A 19,884-nucleotide genomic window follows, 5' to 3' on the forward strand; every position below is an offset into this window, starting at 1 on the left:
ACATGTTGCCGTCGTGTCCAAAAAATTGACTGCTCTGAAAGCCCCGGATTTATTGGGCTATAGCGTGGCGTAATTTTTTTGAAGACGAATTTGTTACGGCTCGCACGTCAGGCGCGCATTGCTACGGGAGGGACTCGGCGGCATAATGTAGCCCCTTTTTTCTGCCCCTACATACGTGGAAGGTTCCCGTGAATCAGAAGCCCGACCAGTGTCTTGGTGAATGGATCGACCGTGAAGCACTCGCAGAAGCGATGATCCCGCTCATCGGTCAGCTCTACCGCAATAACAATGTGGTGAGCTCGATCTATGGCCGCAGCCTGATCAATCGTTCAGTCATCGCGATTCTCAAAGCGCACCGCTTTGCTCGCCATCGGCAGTCCGACGACAGCGAATTGTCCGTCCACGAAACATTCCCCCTGCTCAAAGCGATGAGCGAGCTCAAGCTCGGCGCCGCTTCGGTAGACCTGGGCAAGCTCGCGGTCAAGTTCAAAGCCCAAAGCAATGGCCGCACCGCCGAGCAGTTCGTTCGTGACGAACTGGCCGATGTGGTGGGTCAGCAGAACGTTGCTCCTCGTAAAGGCACCGACGTTGTCCTCTACGGCTTCGGTCGTATAGGCCGTCTGCTGGCACGCATCCTGATCGAAAAAACCGGTGGTGGCGACGGCCTGCGTCTGCGCGCTATCGTGGTCCGCAAGGGCGCCGAGAACGATCTGGTCAAACGTGCCAGCCTGCTGCGTCGCGACTCGGTTCATGGTCCATTCGATGGCACCATCACTATTGATGAAGCCAACAACACCATCACCGCCAACGGCAACCTGATTCAGGTTATCTACGCGAAAAACCCTACTGAAGTGGACTACACCCAGTACGGCATCAAAGACGCGCTGCTGGTGGACAACACCGGTGTATGGCGTGATGCCGAGGGCCTGGGCCAGCACCTGTCCTGCCCTGGCATCGACCGCGTCGTACTGACCGCGCCGGGCAAAGGCAAGCTGAAGAACATTGTTCACGGCATCAACCACGGCGAAATCACCGCTGACGACAAGATCGTTTCTGCGGCTTCCTGCACCACCAACGCCATCGTGCCGGTACTGAAGGCTGTCAACGACAAGTTCGGCATCGTCAACGGTCACGTTGAAACGGTTCACTCCTACACCAACGACCAGAACCTGATCGACAACTTCCACAAGGGCGATCGCCGTGGCCGTAGCGCCGCGCTGAACATGGTAATCACCGAGACCGGTGCTGCCACCGCTGCTGCGAAGGCTCTGCCGGAGTTGGCTGGCAAGCTGACCGGGAACGCGATCCGCGTTCCGACGCCAAACGTGTCGATGGCCATTCTTAACCTGAACCTTGAGAAAGCCGCCACCCGCGAAGAGATGAACGAGTACCTGCGCTACATGGCGCTGCACTCTGATCTGCATAAGCAAATCGACTTCGTCAACTCGCAGGAAGTGGTATCCACCGACTTCGTTGGCTCGCGCCACGCAGGCGTGGTAGACGCTGAAGCAACCATCTGCCAAGACAACCGTGTTGTTCTGTACGTGTGGTACGACAACGAATTCGGTTACAGCTGCCAGGTAGTGCGCGTGATGGAAGACATGGCGGGTGTTAACCCACCAGCGTTCCCGCGTTAAGCAACAGCGATAAATGAAAACGCCCCGGCACTGTTCGGGGCGTTTTTTTTGCATGGTGCGCCAGGCATGGCGCGTTGCGCGCAAGCGCAACCAGTTTGGCTGTGGTGGCCACGCTGGTGACTTGGAGGTGCAAGTCCTCTACACACCCGGCAAGGGGAAGTGTTAGCCGAAGGCAAGGGTGTCGCGGGTGACTGCGAATCTGAAGGAAGCCTTAGGCAAAATGCTGGCCTGACGAACAGGAAGCGGATGAGGCGGCGTAGCGGGGTAAGGTGGCCATGATTACCAAAGCCCGATACTTGCACGGAACGCTACGACGTAGATCCGACAGGCATAAGCAGGAAGGTCGCGCGAATTACCTTGGGAGATCTGCACGTTTGCCATTGTGCTACCGAGCGTCGTGAGGCGACGGGATGAGCGTGCAGAAGTCAGCCGAGGCCGTAGTAAGTGACGAATAACCCCGTCACCAAGGGCTGAACAGGTTATGCCGCCAGTAGGCGTCAGAGTCTCGTCGAATGTCGAAAAGCAGAACTTTCTCCGAGGGAGAACTGTGACCCCAAGTTCCGGACAGAATCCGCGGGCGACGGCTGGCAGTGCGCAGGCATCGGCGGCGTCTGTGGCGTGGACGAACGCGGAGCCGGACACGCTGATGGAGCGGGTGCTTGCACCGGCAAATCTCAAGCGTGCGTATCAACGCGTGGTCAGCAACAAGGGTGCGCCGGGTGCCGATGGCATGACGGTCGACCAATTGGCTGACTATGTGAATCAGTATTGGCCGACCCTCAAGGTGCGGCTGCTGGCCGGCGAGTATCACCCGCAAGGTGTGCGCGCCGTCGAAATCCCAAAACCCAAAGGCGGAACCCGTCAGTTGGGTATCCCCAATGTGATGGATCGCCTGATCCAGCAGGCTCTGCTGCAACAGCTCACGCCAATCTTCGACCCTCTGTTCTCGGACTACAGCTACGGCTTTCGTCCAAACAGAAGCGCTCACCACGCCATCGAAACAGCCCGTGCCCATGTGGCGGCGGGCCACCGCTGGTGTGTGGAGCTTGATCTTGAGAAGTTCTTTGATCGGGTCAACCACGATGTATTGATGGCTTATGTAGAGCGTCAAATCGAAGACAAGCGTGTGCTCAGGCTCATTCGCCGTTACCTCGAGGCCGGCGTGATGTCAGGCGGTATCGCCAGTCGACGGCAGGAAGGGACGCCGCAAGGCGGCCCGCTCTCGCCGTTGCTGTCGAACATCCTGCTCAACGAACTCGATCGCGAGCTGGAACGGCGGGGTCATTGCTTCGTGCGCTACGCCGATGATGCGAACATTTATGTGCGCAGTCGTCGTGCTGGGGCGCGAGTGATGGCCAGTGTTGAGCGCTTTCTCAATCGGCGTCTGAAACTGACGTTGAACCGGGAAAAGAGCCGTGTGGCAAGGCCTTGGGCCTGTGACTATCTGGGTTATGGGATGAGCTGGCATCAACAGCCGAGGCTGAGAGTGGCGACGATGAGTCTGGGTCGTTTACGCGACCGACTCAGAGACCTGCTGCGCGGAGCGCGGGGCCACAAGATGGCGAACGTCATCGAGCGGATAAACCCCGTACTACGCGGTTGGGCTGGCTACTTCAAGCTGAGTCAGAGCAAGCGGCCCCTTGAGGAACTGGACGGCTGGGTGCGGCATAAACTTCGCTGCATCATCTGGCGTCAATGGAAGCAGCCCTCTACGAGGGCGCGCAACTTGATGCGCTTAGGACTCAGCGAAGCGCGTGCCTGCAAATCAGCGTTCAACGGTCGAGGTCCATGGTGGAGCTCGGGAGCGCCACATATGAATCAGGCGCTGCCGAAGAAACTGTGGGATGGACTCGGGCTGGTCTCGGTACTGGATACGATAAACCGGCTTAGCCGTATAACCTGAACCGCCGTATACGGAACCGTATGTACGGTGGTGTGAGAGGACGGCGGCTGTGAAGCCGCCTCCTACTCGAATCCTCGTTTTACGCGAGGCGTTGGGCTTTCGCGTCTTCACCCAGGCACGCGGCTGCGGTGAACAGCACGTCGGTGGAAGAGTTCAGTGCGGTCTCCGCTGAGTCCTGTAACACGCCGATAATAAAACCGACCGCGACCACCTGCATGGCGATTTCACTCGGGATACCGAACAGGCTGCACGCCAAGGGGATCAGCAACAACGAACCACCCGCCACGCCAGAAGCGCCACACGCACAGATTGCTGCGACAACGCTGAGCAGAATGGCCGTCGGAATATCAACGGCAATGCCCAATGTGTGTACGGCCGCGAGGGTCAGCACGGTGATGGTGATCGCAGCGCCGGCCATGTTGATGGTCGCGCCCAGCGGGATTGATACGGAGTAAGTGTCTTCATGCAGGCCCAAGCGCTTGCTCAGCTCCAGGTTGACGGGAATATTCGCCGCCGAGCTGCGAGTGAAAAACGCGGTGATGCCGCTTTCGCGCAAACACATGAGCACTAATGGATAGGGGTTGCGACGCAGTTTCCAGAACACGATGGCCGGGTTCATCACCAGCGCCACAAAGAGCATGCACCCCAGCAGCACTGCGAGCAGATGCATGTAGCCGAGCAAGGCGCCGAAGCCGGAGGTGGCCAGGGTCGAGGCAACCAGCCCGAAGATCCCCAACGGTGCGAAACGGATGACCAAACGCACGATCAAGGTCACGCCGTTGGACAGGTCGCCGAGTACTTCGCGGGTTGCATCACCGGCATGGCGAATGGCGATGCCCATGCCGATCGCCCAGGCCAGAATGCCGATGAAATTGGCGTTCATCAGGGCGCTGATCGGGTTGTCGACCACGCTGAGCAGCAGATTTTGCAACACCTCGCTGATACCTCCGGGGGCCGTCACCGCGACGTCGTGTGTCGCCAGTACCAGGCTGGACGGGAACAAGGTGCTGGCGACCACCGCTACGACGGCCGCCGCGAAGGTGCCCAGCAGGTACAGAAACAGAATCGGCCGGATGTGGGTTTCCTGGCCATGCTTGTGGTTGGCGATAGAGGCCATGACGAGCACGAACACCAGAATCGGCGCCACGGCTTTGAGGGCCGAGACAAAGACTTTGCCGATGAAGGCGGTGGACATCGCCACATCGGGGGCCAGTAACGCCAACGTGATTCCGGCGATCAGGCCAATGACGATTTGTGTCACTAGGCGCGTGCGTTTCAGGCGTTGCAATAGGGAAGGGGGCGAAGCACTCATAACGGTATCTCTGATTTTTTTAGGTGCGGGTTCCGTGGGGCATGCAGCATAAAACCGGGCAGGCCACAGGAGGGGAACCGAGGGGGAGGCGCGACATCAGTGACAATAATTGGCCGATGAACAGGGTGTACGAATCGCAGGTCGCGGACTTTATCACAGCGAAGTCCTGATCTTTCAGGCCTGTGACGATCTGCCGCCCGACTGTTTAAGTTGATATGTCCGGGCCGAACCAGCGCTGTCGGAAACACTCTGTTAAGATCCACCATCCTCATTTTCTAACTCTGCCAGTGGGCCCTCGGGCTAGCGCTGGTGTCGTCGTTTTTTGGAGTTCTGCATGCTGTTGCCCATTCTTCTGTTGTCCGCCGCCGGGTTTACGGTGCTGACCACGGAATTCGTTATCGTCGGCCTGTTGCCGGCGATCGCTCGCGACCTCGAAGTCACTGTGCCCCAGGCCGGTTTGCTGGTGACGTTGTTCGCCTTTACCGTGGCGGTGTTCGGGCCGTTTCTGACTGCGTACTGCACCCGGTTCGAGCGGCGCAAACTGTTTATCAGCGTCTTGATCATGTTCGGCGTGGCCAACACGGTCGCCGCGTTTGCTCCGAATATCTGGGTGATGGCTGTGGCGCGACTGATCCCGGCCCTCGGGCTGCCGGTGTTTTGGGCATTGGCCAGTGAAACCGCAGTGGACATCGTCGGACCGGACTACGCAGGGCGAGCCATTGCCAAGATCGGCTTCGGCATTGTCTGCGCGACGGTGTTCGGTATTCCCGTTGGCACGTTGATCTCCGATTCTTTCGGCTGGCGCAGTGCCTTCGGTATTCTGGCGGTGATTGCATTTGCCAAGGCCTTGTTGCTGTATGTCTACCTGCCCAAAACCAGCCTGCATCAGCACCCGATAAGTTTCCGTTCACAGTTCAAAATTCTGCGTAGCCCCCTGATGGTGGGGCATGTGCTGTTGTCGGTCATGGTCTTCAGCGGCATGTTCACCGCTTATACCTACCTGGCCGATATTCTTGAGCGCCTGGCTGGCTTCAACGGCACGGTGGTCGGTTGGTGCCTCATGGGCTTCGGAGCGGTGGGGTTGATCGGTAACTCGTTAGGCGGTCGCGCGGTGGATCGTCATCCGTTGATCGCTTCGATGATGTTCTGCGCGTTTATGATTACCGGCATGGTGGCGCTGGTGCCGAACATTCATTCGCCCCTTGGACTGGCGGCGGCGCTGGGTATCTGGGGGGTGACTCAGGCCGCGTTATTCCTGGTCAGCCATGTCCGCTTGATGAAGGCTGCCCCTGAAGCGCCGGCCTTTGCTGCATCGCTGAATATTGCCGGCGCCAATCTCGGCATAGGCCTGGGGGCGATGGTGGGCGGCAAGGTGATCAATTCGGTAGGGCTGGGCAGTCTTGGTTTTGCGGCGGCCGGCTTTATTCTGATGTCCATTTTGCTGGCGATGGCATTGATGACGTTCAAGCCTCGTCAGGTCTGCGCCTGAAGCATTACATCGCAGTAAACAGTTCGCGTCGGGCGCCCTCGGTAATGGCCACAATGCCGGGGTGCTTGACCTTGCGCTCCACCGAAATGGCATAGAACGACTCAGTCACCGCGTCGGTCTGGCCAATCAACTCCACGCCGTATTGGCGTTTAACCTCCTCGGCAATCACGCTCGGGCCAATGAAAATGCCGCTGCCAGATTGACCGAAGGCCTGCATCAGCGCGCTGTCGTCGAACTCTCCAATGATTTGCGGCTGGATTTTCTGCTCCGCAAACCAGCGCTGTAAGCGGCTTCGTATCACCGTTTCCGGCCCTGGAATCAGGAGGGGCGCGCCGTGTAGGCTGCGCGGGAAATCATCGCCGTAGCGTGCTGCCAGCGCGGCAGTGGCAAAAAAACTGATGCCGCACTCGCCAAGCTTCTGGCTGTAGCCCTTGATGTCCAGGTGCGAGGGCATTGGGCTGTCAGAGATCACCAGGTCCAGGCGCTGGATCGCCAGGTCAGCGAGCAGACGCTCCAGCTTGTCTTCGCGGCAGGTGATGCGCAGCGGCTCGTTTAATTCCATGGTCGGCGCGATGAGGCGGTAGACGATGGATTTAGGCACTACGTCCGCGACCCCCACCCGAAACAGGATCTGCTGCTCATTGGGCTGGGCGCGCAGCATCAACTCCAGTTCGCCCCCCAGTTGGAACATTTGCTCAGCGTATGGCAGGGCCTGACGTCCGGCCTCTGTGAGTTCCAGTTGTCGACCGACCCTCTGGAACAGCTCTGTGCTATAGGTTTGTTCGAGTAATGAGATCTGCCCGCTGATGGTTTGCGGTGTCAGGTTCAACTGCTCGCACGCGCGAACGATGCTGCCAGTCTTGGCCACTACCCAGAAATAGTGCAGTTGTCGATAATTGAGCATGGTGATCAACACTTCGTAAAAAACGAAGTATAACCGCTAAAAATACGAATTTCCCTGAAGTGTTTGCCTCTCTAGAATGCGCCCCTATCGCCGGTTCGCCTTTCCGGCGCTTTCTGCTCTATCGAGGAAACCAACATGAAGTTCAAATCCGCGGCGCTGTTGATTGTGTCTTTACTGGTTCTGGCGGGCTGCGAGCAAGCCGAGAAAAGCGCCCAGCAGCTGATGGGCAAGGCGGCTGAAACCGCCAAGCAAGCCATCGACGATACGCACAAAGCCGCAGAGCAAGCGATCAGCGACGCCTCTGGCGGACTGATCAGCAAGAAAGATCAACCGGCTAAAGAGTCGGAAAAAACCGAATCATCGCCCCAAAAAATCTAAATTTTCTTACAACGATTCAGGACTGACCCATGGAATACCTCTTAGAACTCGCTGCAAGCCCTACCGCCTGGGTCGCCCTGGCCACCCTGATCGTCATGGAAGTCGTGCTCGGCATCGATAACCTGATCTTCATTTCGATCCTGACCAACAAATTGCCGGCGCAACACCGTGAGAAGGCTCGGCGCATCGGCATCGGCATGGCGTTGATCTTGCGGCTTGCGTTGCTGAGTACGATCGCGTTTATCGTCCAGTTGACTGAGCCGGTGATCGACATACTGGGCCAGACGTTCTCATGGAAAGACATCATCCTGATCGCTGGTGGCCTGTTCCTGTTGTGGAAGGCGACCACCGAGATCCACCACAGCATGGACCCGGCTTTGGATGATCCGAAGTCTGCTGCGTCCGGCGTGACTTTAGGTTTTGCCGCCGCGATCGGTCAGATCCTGTTGTTGGACATGGTCTTCTCCATCGACAGCATTATTACCGCTGTTGGCATGACCGAGCATTTGCCGATCATGATTATCGCCGTGGTGGTCTCGGTTCTGGTGATGTTGCTGGCCGCTGAGCCTTTGGCCAGGTTCATCAACGACAATCCGACGGTGGTGATGCTGGCGTTGGGCTTCTTGATCATGATTGGCATGACGCTGATCGCCGAGGGTTTTGGCGCCCATGTGCCCAAAGGCTATGTTTACGCGGCGATGGCGTTCTCGGCGACGATTGAGGTGTTAAACATCATGTCGCGTCGGGCAAAGCAAAAGCGTGTGAGCGCTGAAGCTTAACGGGCGAGAAAACGAAAAGGCCGCCAGTACACTCAAGAGTCCTGGCGGCCTTTTTTTGGAAGTATTCAGTCCCTTAATGTGCAGTCGCGCGGTGGGCGGCTGGGGTGTCGGTTTGCGACGCAGGCATCGATTGCGCAGGCGAATGATAGTGCCGACGGCTAATACGCAGTACGCCCCACAACATGGCAGCGGCAACAGTCAGCCAGCCGCAAATCAATAATACGATGGTCATTGTCAGGCTCATCAGTGCCTCCTCTTTGCCCTGCTGCGGGCATGCATACTCTGTCAGTGGCTCTTTTCAACTGACAGTCTAGTCGCTGCTGTGTTTCAGGCTATTGACCAAAGGTCGCCTGCCACCAACCCGTTCGCTCTATCGAATGCAAACAACTGCCTTGAGAGGCTATACCGTTACGGCGCAGCATCCTATGATCGAGGCTCAAGCCGGGAGCGCGAATGCCTGGCGTTTGAACAAGAGAGTGATGATGGTGCGGGTATTGTCTCGAATTCGGGCTGCACTTTTGGCAGCGGGTTGTGTCGTGGTTCTGGTGGGGTGCGCGGGCAGTGTGGCACCTGAAATCAAGCGTTTGCCGGAGCGTGTCGAACTCAGTGGTACGTTCTATAGGGGGGATACCCATCAAAGCGGGCCGCAGGTGCTGGCCAGCATGCTGTCGCAGCAAGGCATCTTGATCACGCCGGGGTTGCTCGATAAACCTCTTCGTTTGCCGGATGCCGAAGACCAGTTGCAGCAGAACATGCAGAGCCTGGCCAGGGAGTACGGCATGCTCGTCTATCCACTGGACAGCAACTTGCCTGCGCTGTTGACACAAGTGGCGGCCGGCTATCAAGTGATGGTGCGCTATACCGAAGGTTCTGCATTCTGGGGAGGGCCGCGGTACGCCATTCTTGCCGGGTACAATCGGCAAAAGCAGACGGTGCTGTTGCGCGCGGGGATGAATCGACGACTGTTGATGGGGTTCGGTAAATTTGAATCGTCGTTCAAGGACGCCGGCGGTTGGGCGGTACTGATTCAGAAGCCAAACCAGATTCCGGCCCAGGTTGATCGCCAGCGCTGGCTAAAGGCTGCCAGTGATCTGGCTCAAGCAGGTCAGGAACAGGCGGCTGCGCGTGCGACCAAGGCATTGAACACGCCGTAAGGCGTTGTTCGCCAGTTGCCTGGCAGCTATGTACGTTGTCGATCTCTGAGTTTAAGCAGGCAAAAAAGCCCCGAATCATCGGGGCTCTCCATGGCAATGCTTCGTACTATTTGGACGCTTCTACTACACCGCTTTGGCGATTCTTTAGGTTCTTCTCGGCTTTGTATTGCAGGGCCACCGAGGGCACGCTGTTACTCTTGCCGGTTTCGACCCAGCTACGGATCCGGCTGGCGTCCGCGAAGTGGGTATATTTGCCAAACGCATCGAGTATGACCAGCGCCACTGGGCGATTGCCCATGGTGGTCACCAATACCAGGCAGTGACCGGCCTGATTGGTGAAGCCGGTCTTGGTTATTTTGATGTCCCAGTTAGGCTTGTTGACCAAGTGATCAGTGTTGCGAAAGCCCAGCGTGTAATTGGGTTTACGGAACGACACAGTCGCTTCTTTGGTGGTGGTCAGTTGAGTCAGCAGCGGATATTTGCGCGCTGCTACCAGCAGCTTGCTCAGATCGCGAGCGGTAGACACGTTATGTTCGGAGAGCCCTGTGGGTTCGACATAGTGCGTACTGGTCATGCCCAGTGCTTTAGCCTTGGCGTTCATCGCAGCAATAAATGCGACATAGCCGCCAGGGTAATGGTGGGCCAGACTCGCCGCCGCACGGTTTTCTGAAGACATCAGAGCAATCAGCAGCATTTCTTTGCGTGGTAATTCGCTCTTGAGTTTTACCCTGGAGAACACACCTTTCATTTCAGGGGTGTTGCTGATATCGACGGAAATGTATTCATCCATATTCTGTCGCGCCTCGACCACCACCAGGCCCGTCATCAGCTTGCTGACGGAGGCGATCGGCACAACCACGTCCGGGTTGCTGGCATAAATCACTTTGTTGGTCTGCAGATCCAGTAGCAAGGCGCTGCCGGAAGCAATCTTCAGCTGTGAGGTGTCTCGTGGCGCCGCAGTGGTTTCAGCGGCGTTGATCGTTGGCGTGATGAAAGTCCCTGAAAATGCAAAAAATAGACTAAGGATGGAAAGGCGGATTTTCACGCGGGCGAACTCATAAGGATGGATATGCCGTTTTGTAACGGGCTATTTCTTAAAAACGAAGCATTTTAGGAGTATGTGCTACGAAAACGATAGGCGCCTGTAAACAAAGGCTTAAAAGTGAAAGATATTTAATGTTGTACCAATTTTGTACCAATCCAGCTTTCCAGCTTCCCGACTTCTGACCAGTCGGTGGTGGAGCTCAGCCACCGAGCGTAAGTGGACAATAGCACCTGGACACTATGCCCAAGCTGCCCAGCGATGAATGCGGGATTCATCCCGGCCATGAGGCACATCGTAGCGCAGGTGTGACGGCAGTTGTATTGGCTTCGCGGCTCCATTTTCAAAACCTCCAAGGCTTTGGCGAAGTGCCCGCCGGGTGTTGACGACGAAAGCATAAACTCTGATCCGCCCGATGGCGGAAACACATAGGGCGCCTCCTTGCGTTTGCGATGGTGCTGCGTCAGTCGGGCATCAGCAATCTTTCTCGCTTCAGTCAGCGTATGCATCGCTCGGCTGTTGAGCATGACCTTGCGGGCATATTTGGTCTTCGTCCGCTCCTCGACAACCCCATCTACGACGATCCGGCAGACATGCGCTACGCGCTTCTCCAGATCGATCTCATCGCGTTTCCCATTCTTGTCAGGCTTGCTCCAGGCTATTACATCTTTAAATCGGCTGGCTGTGATACGGCCAGACCGGTCGGCATGCCACTTGTCAGTGCCCTGAAGTTCCGTTCTCACTATGCCGCTTCCTCGGCCTGATTCAGGTCGTCGCTGGTGCCGTTCATATCGGTGAAGTCGGCATCAACTGTCGCTGCCATGTTCTTGAGCGCTTCATGGCATTCAAGGCCGACGGCTGCGCGCTGCCTCGGCTGCGGCGTAGGCTTCGATGTCCTGCTGCTTCGCGACAGCCAAAAGGTCGGCGAATACTCCGTCGATTTCTGGCGATGGGGATTTCGGGCCGAACGACACACCGGCAGGCGCGAGCAGTTTCGAGGTCCACGTCGAAGCCCAGGGCTACAACCTCAACAATGTCGTCAACCGATGGGGCGGTTGTGCTACGAAAGCGCTAGGCGCCTGCTGTACAGGGGGTAAATATGAAAAATATTTAATGCCTCGCCGGTTTTTTTCGCCTGCTTTTTGCAGTGTCCTTGCTATTGCCGGGTGGGTACTTTTGCGAATCTCAGGGTGGTCCTTTGAGACCAGGCCAATCGACTGGGACTGATAACAAAGAACCCCGCCAATGGCGGGGTTCTTTGTGTGCGACGTAGCCGGTGGCTTCAGTCGTGCAGCGTCTCGGCTGCGTAAAGCGTATTTTCCAGCAGGCATGCGCGAGTCATCGGGCCAACGCCGCCCGGCACTGGCGTGATCCAGCCAGCGCGGGGTAGGGCGGTTTCATACACGACGTCGCCGACCAGTTTGCCGTCTTCCTGGCGATTTATGCCAACGTCGATCACGATCGCGCCTTCCTTGATCCACTCGCCTTTGACCAGGCCAGGCTTTCCAGCGGCCACCACCACCAGGTCGGCGCGGCCGACGTGGCCTGCTAGATCCTTGGTGAAGCGATGGGTGACTGTCACGGTGCAACCGGCCAGCAGCAATTCCATTGCCATCGGTCGACCAACAATGTTGGAGGCACCGACGATCACGGCATCCATCCCGTACAAGTCAACCCCGGTGCTTTCCAGCAGGGTCATGATGCCTTTAGGCGTGCATGGCCGCAGCAGGGGAATACGCTGTGCCAGACGACCGACATTATAAGGATGGAAACCGTCGACATCCTTGTCCGGACGAATGCGTTCCAGCAATTTGGACGCGTCCAGATGTTCAGGTAAAGGAAGCTGAAGCAGAACACCGTCAATTGCCGGGTCGTCGTTCAGGCGATCAATCAGATCGGCCAGTGCTTGCTGCGTGGTTTCAGAAGGCAGGTCATAAGCTTGGGAAAGGAAGCCGACCTCTTCACAGTCTTTACGCTTGTGCGAGACATAAACCTGAGAGGCAGGATCGCTGCCGACCAGGATCACCGCAAGGCCGGGCGTGCGCAGCCCTTGCTGGCGACGCTCGGTGACTCGTTTGGCGATCTGCTGGCGCAGGCCGGCGGCGATCGATTTGCCGTCGATTAGTTGTGCAGTCATTGCGCGTGATTAACCATCGAGAGGGGAAAAAAAGAGAACGCATTCTCGCATGTCAGGAGGTGAGGGCAAAGGCGCTTGGTCTGCAAATTCCTCTAACCCCTTTAATTAAATGAATTTTTTTTAAAAAAGAGTTGACGACCTTCAGGCTCACCTATAACATTCGTCGCACTTGTCGGGCACAGCCTAGCACTGGTTAAGAAGGTCGAGCGGAGTTGATGTTTGATTCGGCGAGACTGAAAGCACTTAGTTTGTAATCGTCCAAGAATACAGATTAACAAGGCGCCCGTAGCTCAGCTGGATAGAGCATCCGCCTTCTAAGCGGATGGTCGCAGGTTCGAGTCCTGCCGGGTGCGCCATTAGGCAGCTTTGGCACAAGTAACGCAACATGGCAATATGGTGGGCGTAGCTCAGTTGGTAGAGCACGGGATTGTGACTCCCGTTGTCGAGGGTTCGATCCCCTTCGTCCACCCCATATTTAGAAAGGCGCCAGATTACTTATCTGGCGCCTTTGCTTTAAAAGCTTGATGCGGATGTGGTGGAATTGGTAGACACACTGGATTTAGGTTCCAGCGCCGCAAGGTGTGAGAGTTCGAGTCTCTCCGTCCGCACCATTACAAACAGCTATTTAATAGCAGAAAACGGCGCAGCACCTGCAAAGGGCTGCGCCGTTTTTGTTTTAGAAGTCTGGATTTTTTAAATCAGTCGCCGGTTTTGGGCTGGAAGGGCGGGTCGCTTCGTCGTATTTGTGTTTCTTGATGATGCTCGACTCGCCCGTCGATCCCTTTTCGGGGTTGGCTGTCAGGGATCGATTGCCGCTCTCTTCTTATATAGAAGCGTCAGTGCAGAGCCCTGGCTTGATTGTCTGTATTTGCTAACAGGGCGTGGCTCAACCGTTTGTCCCCGCCTAAAAATTGCCTGCTGCTTTTTTACCCGTTTTCAGTAGGGTGACTTCTTGAGTTTGACCCACTAGAATGCATGCCCTTGATTCTGGGGTCGGAAACGGCCGGCTAACGTCTGTGCAACGAGGAATATCCATGCAAGTTTCTGTTGAAAATACTTCTGCTCTTGAGCGCCGCATGAGCATCACCGTGCCGGCTGAGCGCATCGAGACTCAGGTCAACAAGCGTCTGCAGCAGACTGCCCAAAAGGCCAAGATTGCTGGCTTCCGTCCAGGCAAAGTGCCAATGAGTGAAATCAAGCGCCGTTTCGGTGCTGATGCGCGCCAGGAAGCTGTAGGCGATGTGATCCAGTCCTCCTTCTACGAAGCTGTCGTTGAGCAGAAGCTGAACCCGGCCGGCGCTCCTTCTATTGAGCCTAAGTCGATCGAAGCTGGCAAAGATCTGGAATACGTCGCAGTTTTCGAAGTGTTTCCTGAGTTCACGGTTGCTGGTTTCGAAGGTATCACCGTCGAGCGCCTGAGCGCTGACGTGGCCGATGCTGATTTGGACAAAATGCTGGAAGTTCTGCGCAAGCAGAACACCCGTTTCGAAGTGGCTGAGCGCGCCGCTCAGAACGAAGACCAATTGAACATTGATTTCGTCGGCAAGGTTGACGGTGAAGTGTTCGCGGGTGGTTCTGCCAAAGGCACTCAGCTGGTTCTGGGTTCCGGTCGCATGATCCCTGGTTTTGAAGACGGTTTGGTGGGCGCTAAGGCGGGTGAGGAGCGCGTTCTGAACCTGACTTTCCCAGAGGACTATCAGAACCTGGACCTGGCTGGCAAAACCGTGGAGTTTACCGTCACTGTAAACACTGTTTCTGAGCCAAAGCTGCCGGAACTGACCGAAGAGTTCTTCGCTCAATTCGGCATCAAGGAAACGGGTCTGGAAGGCTTCCGCACCGAAGTTCGTAAGAACATGGAGCGCGAGCTGCGTCAGGCGATTAAGTCCAAGGTCAAGAACCAGGTTATGGACGGTCTGCTGACCACCAACCCGATCGAGGTGCCAAAGGCGCTGTTGTCCAACGAAGTTGATCGTCTGCGTGTGCAGGCGGTTCAACAGTTCGGCGGCAACATTAAGCCTGATCAGCTGCCGGCCGAGCTGTTCGAAGAACAAGCCAAGCGCCGCGTCGTGTTGGGTTTGATCGTGGCAGAAGTGGTCAAGCAGTTCGACCTCAAGCCCGATGACGCCCGTGTTCGCGAAATGATTCAGGAAATGGCTTCTGCCTACCAAGAACCTGAGCAGGTTGTGTCCTGGTACTACAAGAACGACCAGCAGCTGAACGAAGTGCGTTCGGTTGTGCTGGAAGAGCAAGTTGTGGATACTGTTCTGCAGAAGGCTAGCGTGACCGACAAATCGGTCTCTTACGAAGAAGCAGTGAAACCGGTCGAAGCTCCACAAGCCGACTGACTGTTTTTGCGGTAAGAAGTACACACCATAAGCCAGCCTTCGTGCTGGCTTATGCGTATTCAAGACATAACTATTTGGGAGTGACTGCAGAGCATGTTCCGTAATTCGTATATTCAGCAGAACTCTGATATCCAGGCCGCAGGCGGCTTGGTCCCGATGGTTGTCGAGCAGTCCGCTCGTGGCGAGCGCGCCTACGATATCTATTCGCGTCTTCTCAAGGAGCGAGTGATCTTTCTGGTTGGCCCGGTAGAGGACTACATGGCCAACCTGATCTGTGCGCAACTGCTGTTCCTTGAAGCGGAAAACCCGGACAAGGACATCCATCTGTATATCAACTCCCCGGGCGGTTCGGTGACAGCGGGTATGTCGATTTACGACACCATGCAGTTCATCAAGCCAAACGTGTCGACCACCTGTATCGGTCAAGCGTGCAGCATGGGCGCGTTCCTGTTGACCGCAGGTGCTCCTGGCAAGCGTTTCTGCCTGCCGAACTCGCGTGTAATGATTCACCAGCCATTGGGCGGTTTCCAGGGCCAGGCGTCGGATATCGAAATCCATGCCAAGGAAATCCTCTTCATTCGTGAGCGTCTTAACACGCTGATGGCCAAGCATAGCGGGCACACTCTTGAAGAAATCGAGCGCGACACAAACCGCGATAATTTCATGAGCGCAGAAGCCGCGCGTGATTACGGGTTGATCGATGAAGTGATCAGCCAGCGCCCCGCTTAAAATAAGCAGCTCAAAATAGGCTAGGTCGGCTGCTCCGATCACCAGCGGGCTTGAAAAAGCCCGCAATAGCCTTCATCTTGTGTTGCAAGCCTATCGGATTTGGATCGAACGAATGACTGACACCCGCAACGGCGAGGACAACGGCAAGCTGCTCTATTGCTCCTTCTGTGGCAAAAGCCAGCATGAAGTGCGTAAGTTGATTGCCGGCCCCTCGGTCTTTATTTGCGACGAGTGCGTCGACCTGTGCAACGACATCATCCGTGAGGAGGTGCAGGAAGCCCAGGCCGAGAGCAGCGCGCATAAATTGCCTTCGCCTAAAGAAATCAGCGGCATCCTTGATCAGTATGTAATTGGTCAGGAGCGTGCAAAAAAGGTTTTGGCCGTAGCGGTGTACAACCACTACAAACGCCTGAATCAGCGTGATAAAAAGAATGACGACGTCGAGCTCGGCAAAAGCAACATATTGCTGATCGGCCCGACAGGCTCGGGTAAAACCCTGCTTGCCGAAACACTGGCTCGCTTGCTGAACGTTCCGTTCACCATTGCTGATGCAACCACCCTTACTGAGGCGGGTTACGTCGGTGAAGATGTCGAGAACATCATTCAGAAGCTGCTGCAGAAGTGCGATTACGACGTGGAAAAAGCCCAGATGGGCATTGTCTACATCGATGAGATCGATAAAATCTCGCGCAAATCTGACAACCCGTCCATCACTCGTGACGTTTCAGGTGAAGGCGTGCAGCAGGCTTTGCTCAAGTTGATCGAAGGCACGGTCGCTTCCGTTCCGCCACAAGGTGGTCGCAAGCATCCGCAGCAGGAATTCCTGCAGGTCGACACCCGTAATATTCTGTTCATCTGCGGGGGTGCGTTCTCCGGTCTGGAAAAGGTTATTCAAAACCGTTCCACCAAGGGCGGCATCGGCTTCAATGCAGAAGTGCGCAGCAAGGAAGAAGGCAAGAAGGTCGGTGAGTCCCTGCGTGAAGTCGAGCCTGACGATTTGGTCAAGTTCGGTCTGATCCCGGAGTTCGTCGGTCGGCTGCCAGTACTTGCGACGCTGGATGAGCTTGATGAGGCTGCGTTGATGCAGATTCTCACTGAGCCTAAGAATGCTCTGACTAAGCAGTACGCCAAGCTTTTCGAGATGGAAGGTGTAGACCTTGAATTCCGGGCCGACGCCCTGAAATCGGTCGCTAAACGTGCCCTGGAACGAAAAACAGGTGCCCGTGGACTGCGCTCGATTCTTGAGGGTGTACTGCTCGACACGATGTATGAAATCCCCTCTCAGTCCGAGGTGAGTAAAGTCGTGATCGATGAAAGCGTTATCGAAGGCAAGTCCAAGCCACTGTATATCTACGAAAACAGTGAGCCGGCTGCCAAGGCTGCGCCAGACGCTTAAGCGTCACGCTGCTGGAATAAAGAAGGGGCCTTCGGGCCCCTTTTCTTTTTGCGCGGTTTAACACCTTCTTTAAGCTTGTTTTTTTTGAAGGTAGCCCCCATCTTGGTTTCAAGTTTACTTCCATCTGTTTACGGCCTTATGGCCGCCGTAGAGGCGAAATCATGAAGACAACCATCGAATTGCCTCTCCTGCCATTGCGTGATGTTGTGGTTTATCCGCACATGGTTATCCCGCTGTTCGTGGGGCGCGAGAAATCCATCGAAGCCCTCGAGGCTGCGATGACGGGTGACAAGCAGATTCTTCTGCTGGCTCAGAGAAACCCTGCTGATGACGATCCCGGTGAAGAAGCGCTTTATCGCGTAGGCACTGTCGCTACCGTTCTGCAGTTGCTTAAACTGCCCGATGGCACCGTGAAGGTTCTGGTCGAGGGCGAACAGCGTGGCGCCGTTGAGCGCTTCAGCGAAGTGGACGGCCACTGCCGCGCGGAAGTTTCACTGATTGACGAAGTCGACGCGCCTGAGCGCGAGTCGGAAGTGTTTGTGCGCAGCCTGCTGGCTCAGTTCGAGCAATATGTGCAGTTGGGCAAAAAAGTCCCCGCTGAAGTCCTGTCCTCACTCAACAGCATCGATGAGCCAGGCCGCTTGGTCGACACCATGGCCGCACACATGGCCCTGAAGATCGAGCAAAAGCAGGAAATCCTCGAAATAATTGATTTGTCGGCCAGGGTCGAGCACGTTCTTGCATTGCTGGACGCTGAGATCGATTTGCTGCAAGTCGAAAAACGTATTCGCGGTCGCGTCAAAAAACAAATGGAGCGCAGTCAGCGCGAGTACTACCTGAATGAGCAGATGAAGGCCATTCAGAAAGAGCTCGGCGACAGCGATGAAGGCCACAACGAAATCGAAGAGCTGAAAAAACGTATCGACGCAGCAGGTCTGCCGAAGGATGCGTTGGCCAAGGCCACGGCGGAGCTGAACAAGCTGAAGCAAATGTCGCCAATGTCAGCGGAAGCGACAGTGGTGCGTTCCTATATTGACTGGTTGGTACAAGTGCCGTGGAAGGCTCAGAGCAAAGTGCGTCTGGATCTTGCTCGTGCCGAAGACATTCTCGACGCTGACCATTACGGTCTGGATGAAGTTAAAGAGCGGATTCTTGAATACCTCGCCGTGCAAAAGCGTGTGAAGAAAATTCGTGGTCCGGTGCTGTGCCTCGTCGGTCCTCCGGGGGTGGGTAAAACCTCTCTGGCAGAGTCTATTGCTCATGCCACTAACCGCAAGTTTGTTCGTATGGCACTTGGTGGCGTGCGTGATGAAGCGGAAATTCGTGGTCATCGCCGTACTTACATCGGTTCGATGCCAGGAAGATTGATTCAAAAGATGACAAAGGTCGGTGTCCGCAACCCGCTGTTCCTGCTCGATGAAATCGACAAGATGGGCAGCGACATGCGTGGTGACCCGGCATCTGCGTTGTTGGAGGTGCTTGATCCTGAGCAGAACCACAATTTCAACGATCACTACCTTGAAGTCGACTATGACCTTTCGGATGTGATGTTCCTTTGCACTGCAAACTCCATGAATATTCCTCCGGCGCTGCTGGACCGGATGGAAGTCATTCGTTTGCCGGGTTATACCGAAGACGAGAAGATCAACATCGCCGTCAAATACCTTTCGCCCAAGCAAATTGCGGCCAACGGTCTGAAGAAAGGCGAACTCGAGTTCGATGCCGAGGCGATCCGCGACATCATTCGTTACTACACCCGTGAAGCCGGCGTTCGCGGGCTTGAACGCCAGATTGCCAAGGTTTGCCGCAAGACTGTCAAAGAGCATGCGACGGAAAAACGCTTCTCGGTGCAGGTTACTGCCGAGATGCTGGAGCACTTCCTGGGTGTGCGTAAATTCCGTTACGGGCTGGCCGAGTCTCAGGATCAGATCGGTCAGGTGACGGGTCTGGCTTGGACTCAGGTAGGCGGTGAATTACTCACCATCGAAGCGGCTGTCGTGCCGGGTAAAGGCCAGTTGATCAAGACCGGCTCTCTGGGTGATGTGATGGTCGAGTCGATCACGGCTGCTCTGACTGTCGTCCGCAGTCGTGCCAAGAGCTTGGGGATCCCCTTGGACTTCCACGAGAAGCGCGACACGCACATCCATATGCCGGAGGGGGCGACCCCTAAGGACGGCCCTAGCGCTGGTGTAGGCATGTGCACGGCCCTGGTGTCGGCATTGACCGGGATTCCGGTACGCGCTGATGTTGCCATGACAGGTGAAATTACCTTGCGTGGACAGGTGTTGGCGATCGGTGGTTTGAAAGAAAAACTACTGGCAGCACACCGTGGCGGGATCAAGACGGTGATCATTCCGGAAGAGAACGTACGCGATCTCAAGGAAATTCCTGACAACATCAAGCGTGATCTGCAGATTAAACCAGTTAAATGGATTGACGAGGTCCTGCAAATTGCGCTGCAATACGCGCCGGAGCCCTTGCCGGATGTGGCTCCGGAGATCGTTACAAAGGATGAGAAGCGCGAGTCTGACTCTAAGGAAAGAATTAGCACGCATTAGTACGGATTTGCCTGGGGGGCTTCCTTGACAGCTTTTTAGAGCCCTTGTTATAAAGCGGCTCTTAAGTGTCTGTAGGCCATTCAGCACTCGTTTTTGCTTTCACCAAAAAACTTAGAATCAT

16 protein-coding genes and 3 tRNA genes are annotated in these 19,884 nt (G+C 55.9%); 13 read left to right on the forward strand and 6 right to left on the reverse strand.

What is annotated here, in order from left to right; translation table 11 throughout:
* Positions 1 to 188: 188 nt before the first annotated feature.
* Positions 189 to 1,637, forward strand: a complete 1,449-nt coding sequence (locus RHM68_RS09445; RefSeq protein WP_322222234.1) for a glyceraldehyde-3-phosphate dehydrogenase — start codon at positions 189 to 191, stop codon at positions 1,635 to 1,637.
* A 481-nt stretch (positions 1,638 to 2,118) separates the two neighbouring features.
* Positions 2,119 to 3,540 (forward strand): group II intron reverse transcriptase/maturase, encoded by a 1,422-nt coding sequence (gene ltrA / locus RHM68_RS09450; protein ID WP_322222237.1) that lies wholly within the window; start codon positions 2,119 to 2,121, stop codon positions 3,538 to 3,540.
* Between the two features lie 79 nt (positions 3,541 to 3,619).
* On the opposite strand, the gene sstT is transcribed toward ltrA, so the two are convergent.
* Positions 3,620 to 4,852 carry a serine/threonine transporter SstT gene (sstT, locus tag RHM68_RS09455; protein WP_322222240.1) on the reverse strand — a complete coding sequence of 411 codons (1,233 nt, stop codon included), beginning with the start codon at positions 4,850 to 4,852 and terminating at the stop codon, positions 3,620 to 3,622.
* 334 nt (positions 4,853 to 5,186) lie between these two features.
* Between sstT and RHM68_RS09460 the strand changes: the two genes are divergently transcribed.
* Positions 5,187 to 6,341 carry an MFS transporter gene (locus RHM68_RS09460; protein ID WP_322222243.1) on the forward strand — a complete coding sequence of 385 codons (1,155 nt, stop codon included), beginning with the start codon at positions 5,187 to 5,189 and terminating at the stop codon, positions 6,339 to 6,341.
* A gap of 4 nt (positions 6,342 to 6,345) precedes the next feature.
* On the opposite strand, the gene nhaR is transcribed toward RHM68_RS09460, so the two are convergent.
* Positions 6,346 to 7,245: a transcriptional activator NhaR gene (gene nhaR, locus RHM68_RS09465; protein WP_322222245.1), complete on the reverse strand. Its 900-nt coding sequence runs from the start codon at positions 7,243 to 7,245 to the stop codon at positions 6,346 to 6,348.
* A 135-nt stretch (positions 7,246 to 7,380) separates the two neighbouring features.
* Between nhaR and RHM68_RS09470 the strand changes: the two genes are divergently transcribed.
* Both RHM68_RS09470 and RHM68_RS09475 read left to right on the forward strand, forming a co-directional pair.
* The gene (locus RHM68_RS09470; protein ID WP_322222246.1) at positions 7,381 to 7,623 is read left to right on the forward strand and encodes a hypothetical protein; all 243 of its coding nucleotides are present in this window, start codon (positions 7,381 to 7,383) and stop codon (positions 7,621 to 7,623) included.
* 29 nt (positions 7,624 to 7,652) lie between these two features.
* A complete protein-coding gene (locus RHM68_RS09475) occupies positions 7,653 to 8,402 on the forward strand; it encodes a TerC family protein (protein WP_322222248.1) in 750 nt (249 codons plus the stop codon).
* A gap of 73 nt (positions 8,403 to 8,475) precedes the next feature.
* On the opposite strand, the gene RHM68_RS09480 is transcribed toward RHM68_RS09475, so the two are convergent.
* Positions 8,476 to 8,646 carry a hypothetical protein gene (locus RHM68_RS09480; RefSeq protein WP_322222251.1) on the reverse strand — a complete coding sequence of 57 codons (171 nt, stop codon included), beginning with the start codon at positions 8,644 to 8,646 and terminating at the stop codon, positions 8,476 to 8,478.
* Between the two features lie 181 nt (positions 8,647 to 8,827).
* Between RHM68_RS09480 and RHM68_RS09485 the strand changes: the two genes are divergently transcribed.
* Positions 8,828 to 9,556, forward strand: coding sequence for a peptidase C39 family protein (locus tag RHM68_RS09485; RefSeq protein ID WP_322222252.1), 729 nt, complete (start codon positions 8,828 to 8,830; stop codon positions 9,554 to 9,556).
* Between the two features lie 106 nt (positions 9,557 to 9,662).
* Here the strand turns inward: RHM68_RS09485 and pbpG are convergent, their stop codons facing one another.
* From pbpG to folD, 3 genes are all read right to left on the reverse strand, one after another.
* Positions 9,663 to 10,601: a D-alanyl-D-alanine endopeptidase gene (gene pbpG, locus RHM68_RS09490; RefSeq protein ID WP_322222253.1), complete on the reverse strand. Its 939-nt coding sequence runs from the start codon at positions 10,599 to 10,601 to the stop codon at positions 9,663 to 9,665.
* Between the two features lie 128 nt (positions 10,602 to 10,729).
* On the reverse strand, positions 10,730 to 11,341 hold the full coding sequence (locus RHM68_RS09495) for a tyrosine-type recombinase/integrase (RefSeq protein ID WP_322222254.1): 612 nt from the start codon (positions 11,339 to 11,341) through the stop codon (positions 10,730 to 10,732).
* Between the two features lie 539 nt (positions 11,342 to 11,880).
* Positions 11,881 to 12,735, reverse strand: a complete 855-nt coding sequence (gene folD / locus RHM68_RS09500) for a bifunctional methylenetetrahydrofolate dehydrogenase/methenyltetrahydrofolate cyclohydrolase FolD (RefSeq protein ID WP_322222255.1) — start codon at positions 12,733 to 12,735, stop codon at positions 11,881 to 11,883.
* A 279-nt stretch (positions 12,736 to 13,014) separates the two neighbouring features.
* On the opposite strand from folD, the gene RHM68_RS09505 reads away from it, so the two are divergent.
* The 7 genes from RHM68_RS09505 (at position 13,015) to lon (ending at position 19,763) form a co-directional block, all read left to right on the forward strand.
* A tRNA-Arg gene (locus tag RHM68_RS09505) sits at positions 13,015 to 13,091 on the forward strand.
* Positions 13,092 to 13,131: 40 nt separating this feature from the next.
* Positions 13,132 to 13,207 (forward strand) — tRNA-His (locus RHM68_RS09510).
* Between the two features lie 54 nt (positions 13,208 to 13,261).
* A tRNA-Leu gene (locus RHM68_RS09515) sits at positions 13,262 to 13,346 on the forward strand.
* A 423-nt stretch (positions 13,347 to 13,769) separates the two neighbouring features.
* A complete protein-coding gene (gene tig, locus RHM68_RS09520; protein ID WP_322222257.1) occupies positions 13,770 to 15,080 on the forward strand; it encodes a trigger factor in 1,311 nt (436 codons plus the stop codon).
* A 93-nt stretch (positions 15,081 to 15,173) separates the two neighbouring features.
* The gene (clpP, locus tag RHM68_RS09525) at positions 15,174 to 15,809 is read left to right on the forward strand and encodes an ATP-dependent Clp endopeptidase proteolytic subunit ClpP (RefSeq protein ID WP_201197052.1); all 636 of its coding nucleotides are present in this window, start codon (positions 15,174 to 15,176) and stop codon (positions 15,807 to 15,809) included.
* A gap of 112 nt (positions 15,810 to 15,921) precedes the next feature.
* Entirely contained in the window at positions 15,922 to 17,205 is a 1,284-nt protein-coding gene (clpX, locus tag RHM68_RS09530) for an ATP-dependent Clp protease ATP-binding subunit ClpX (protein ID WP_007946893.1), read from the forward strand.
* 161 nt (positions 17,206 to 17,366) lie between these two features.
* Positions 17,367 to 19,763 carry an endopeptidase La gene (gene lon, locus RHM68_RS09535; protein ID WP_322222259.1) on the forward strand — a complete coding sequence of 799 codons (2,397 nt, stop codon included), beginning with the start codon at positions 17,367 to 17,369 and terminating at the stop codon, positions 19,761 to 19,763.
* The last annotated feature ends 121 nt before the right edge of the window (positions 19,764 to 19,884 follow it).

Source organism: Pseudomonas sp. DC1.2, assembly GCF_034351645.1.
Lineage (GTDB): Bacteria > Pseudomonadota > Gammaproteobacteria > Pseudomonadales > Pseudomonadaceae > Aquipseudomonas.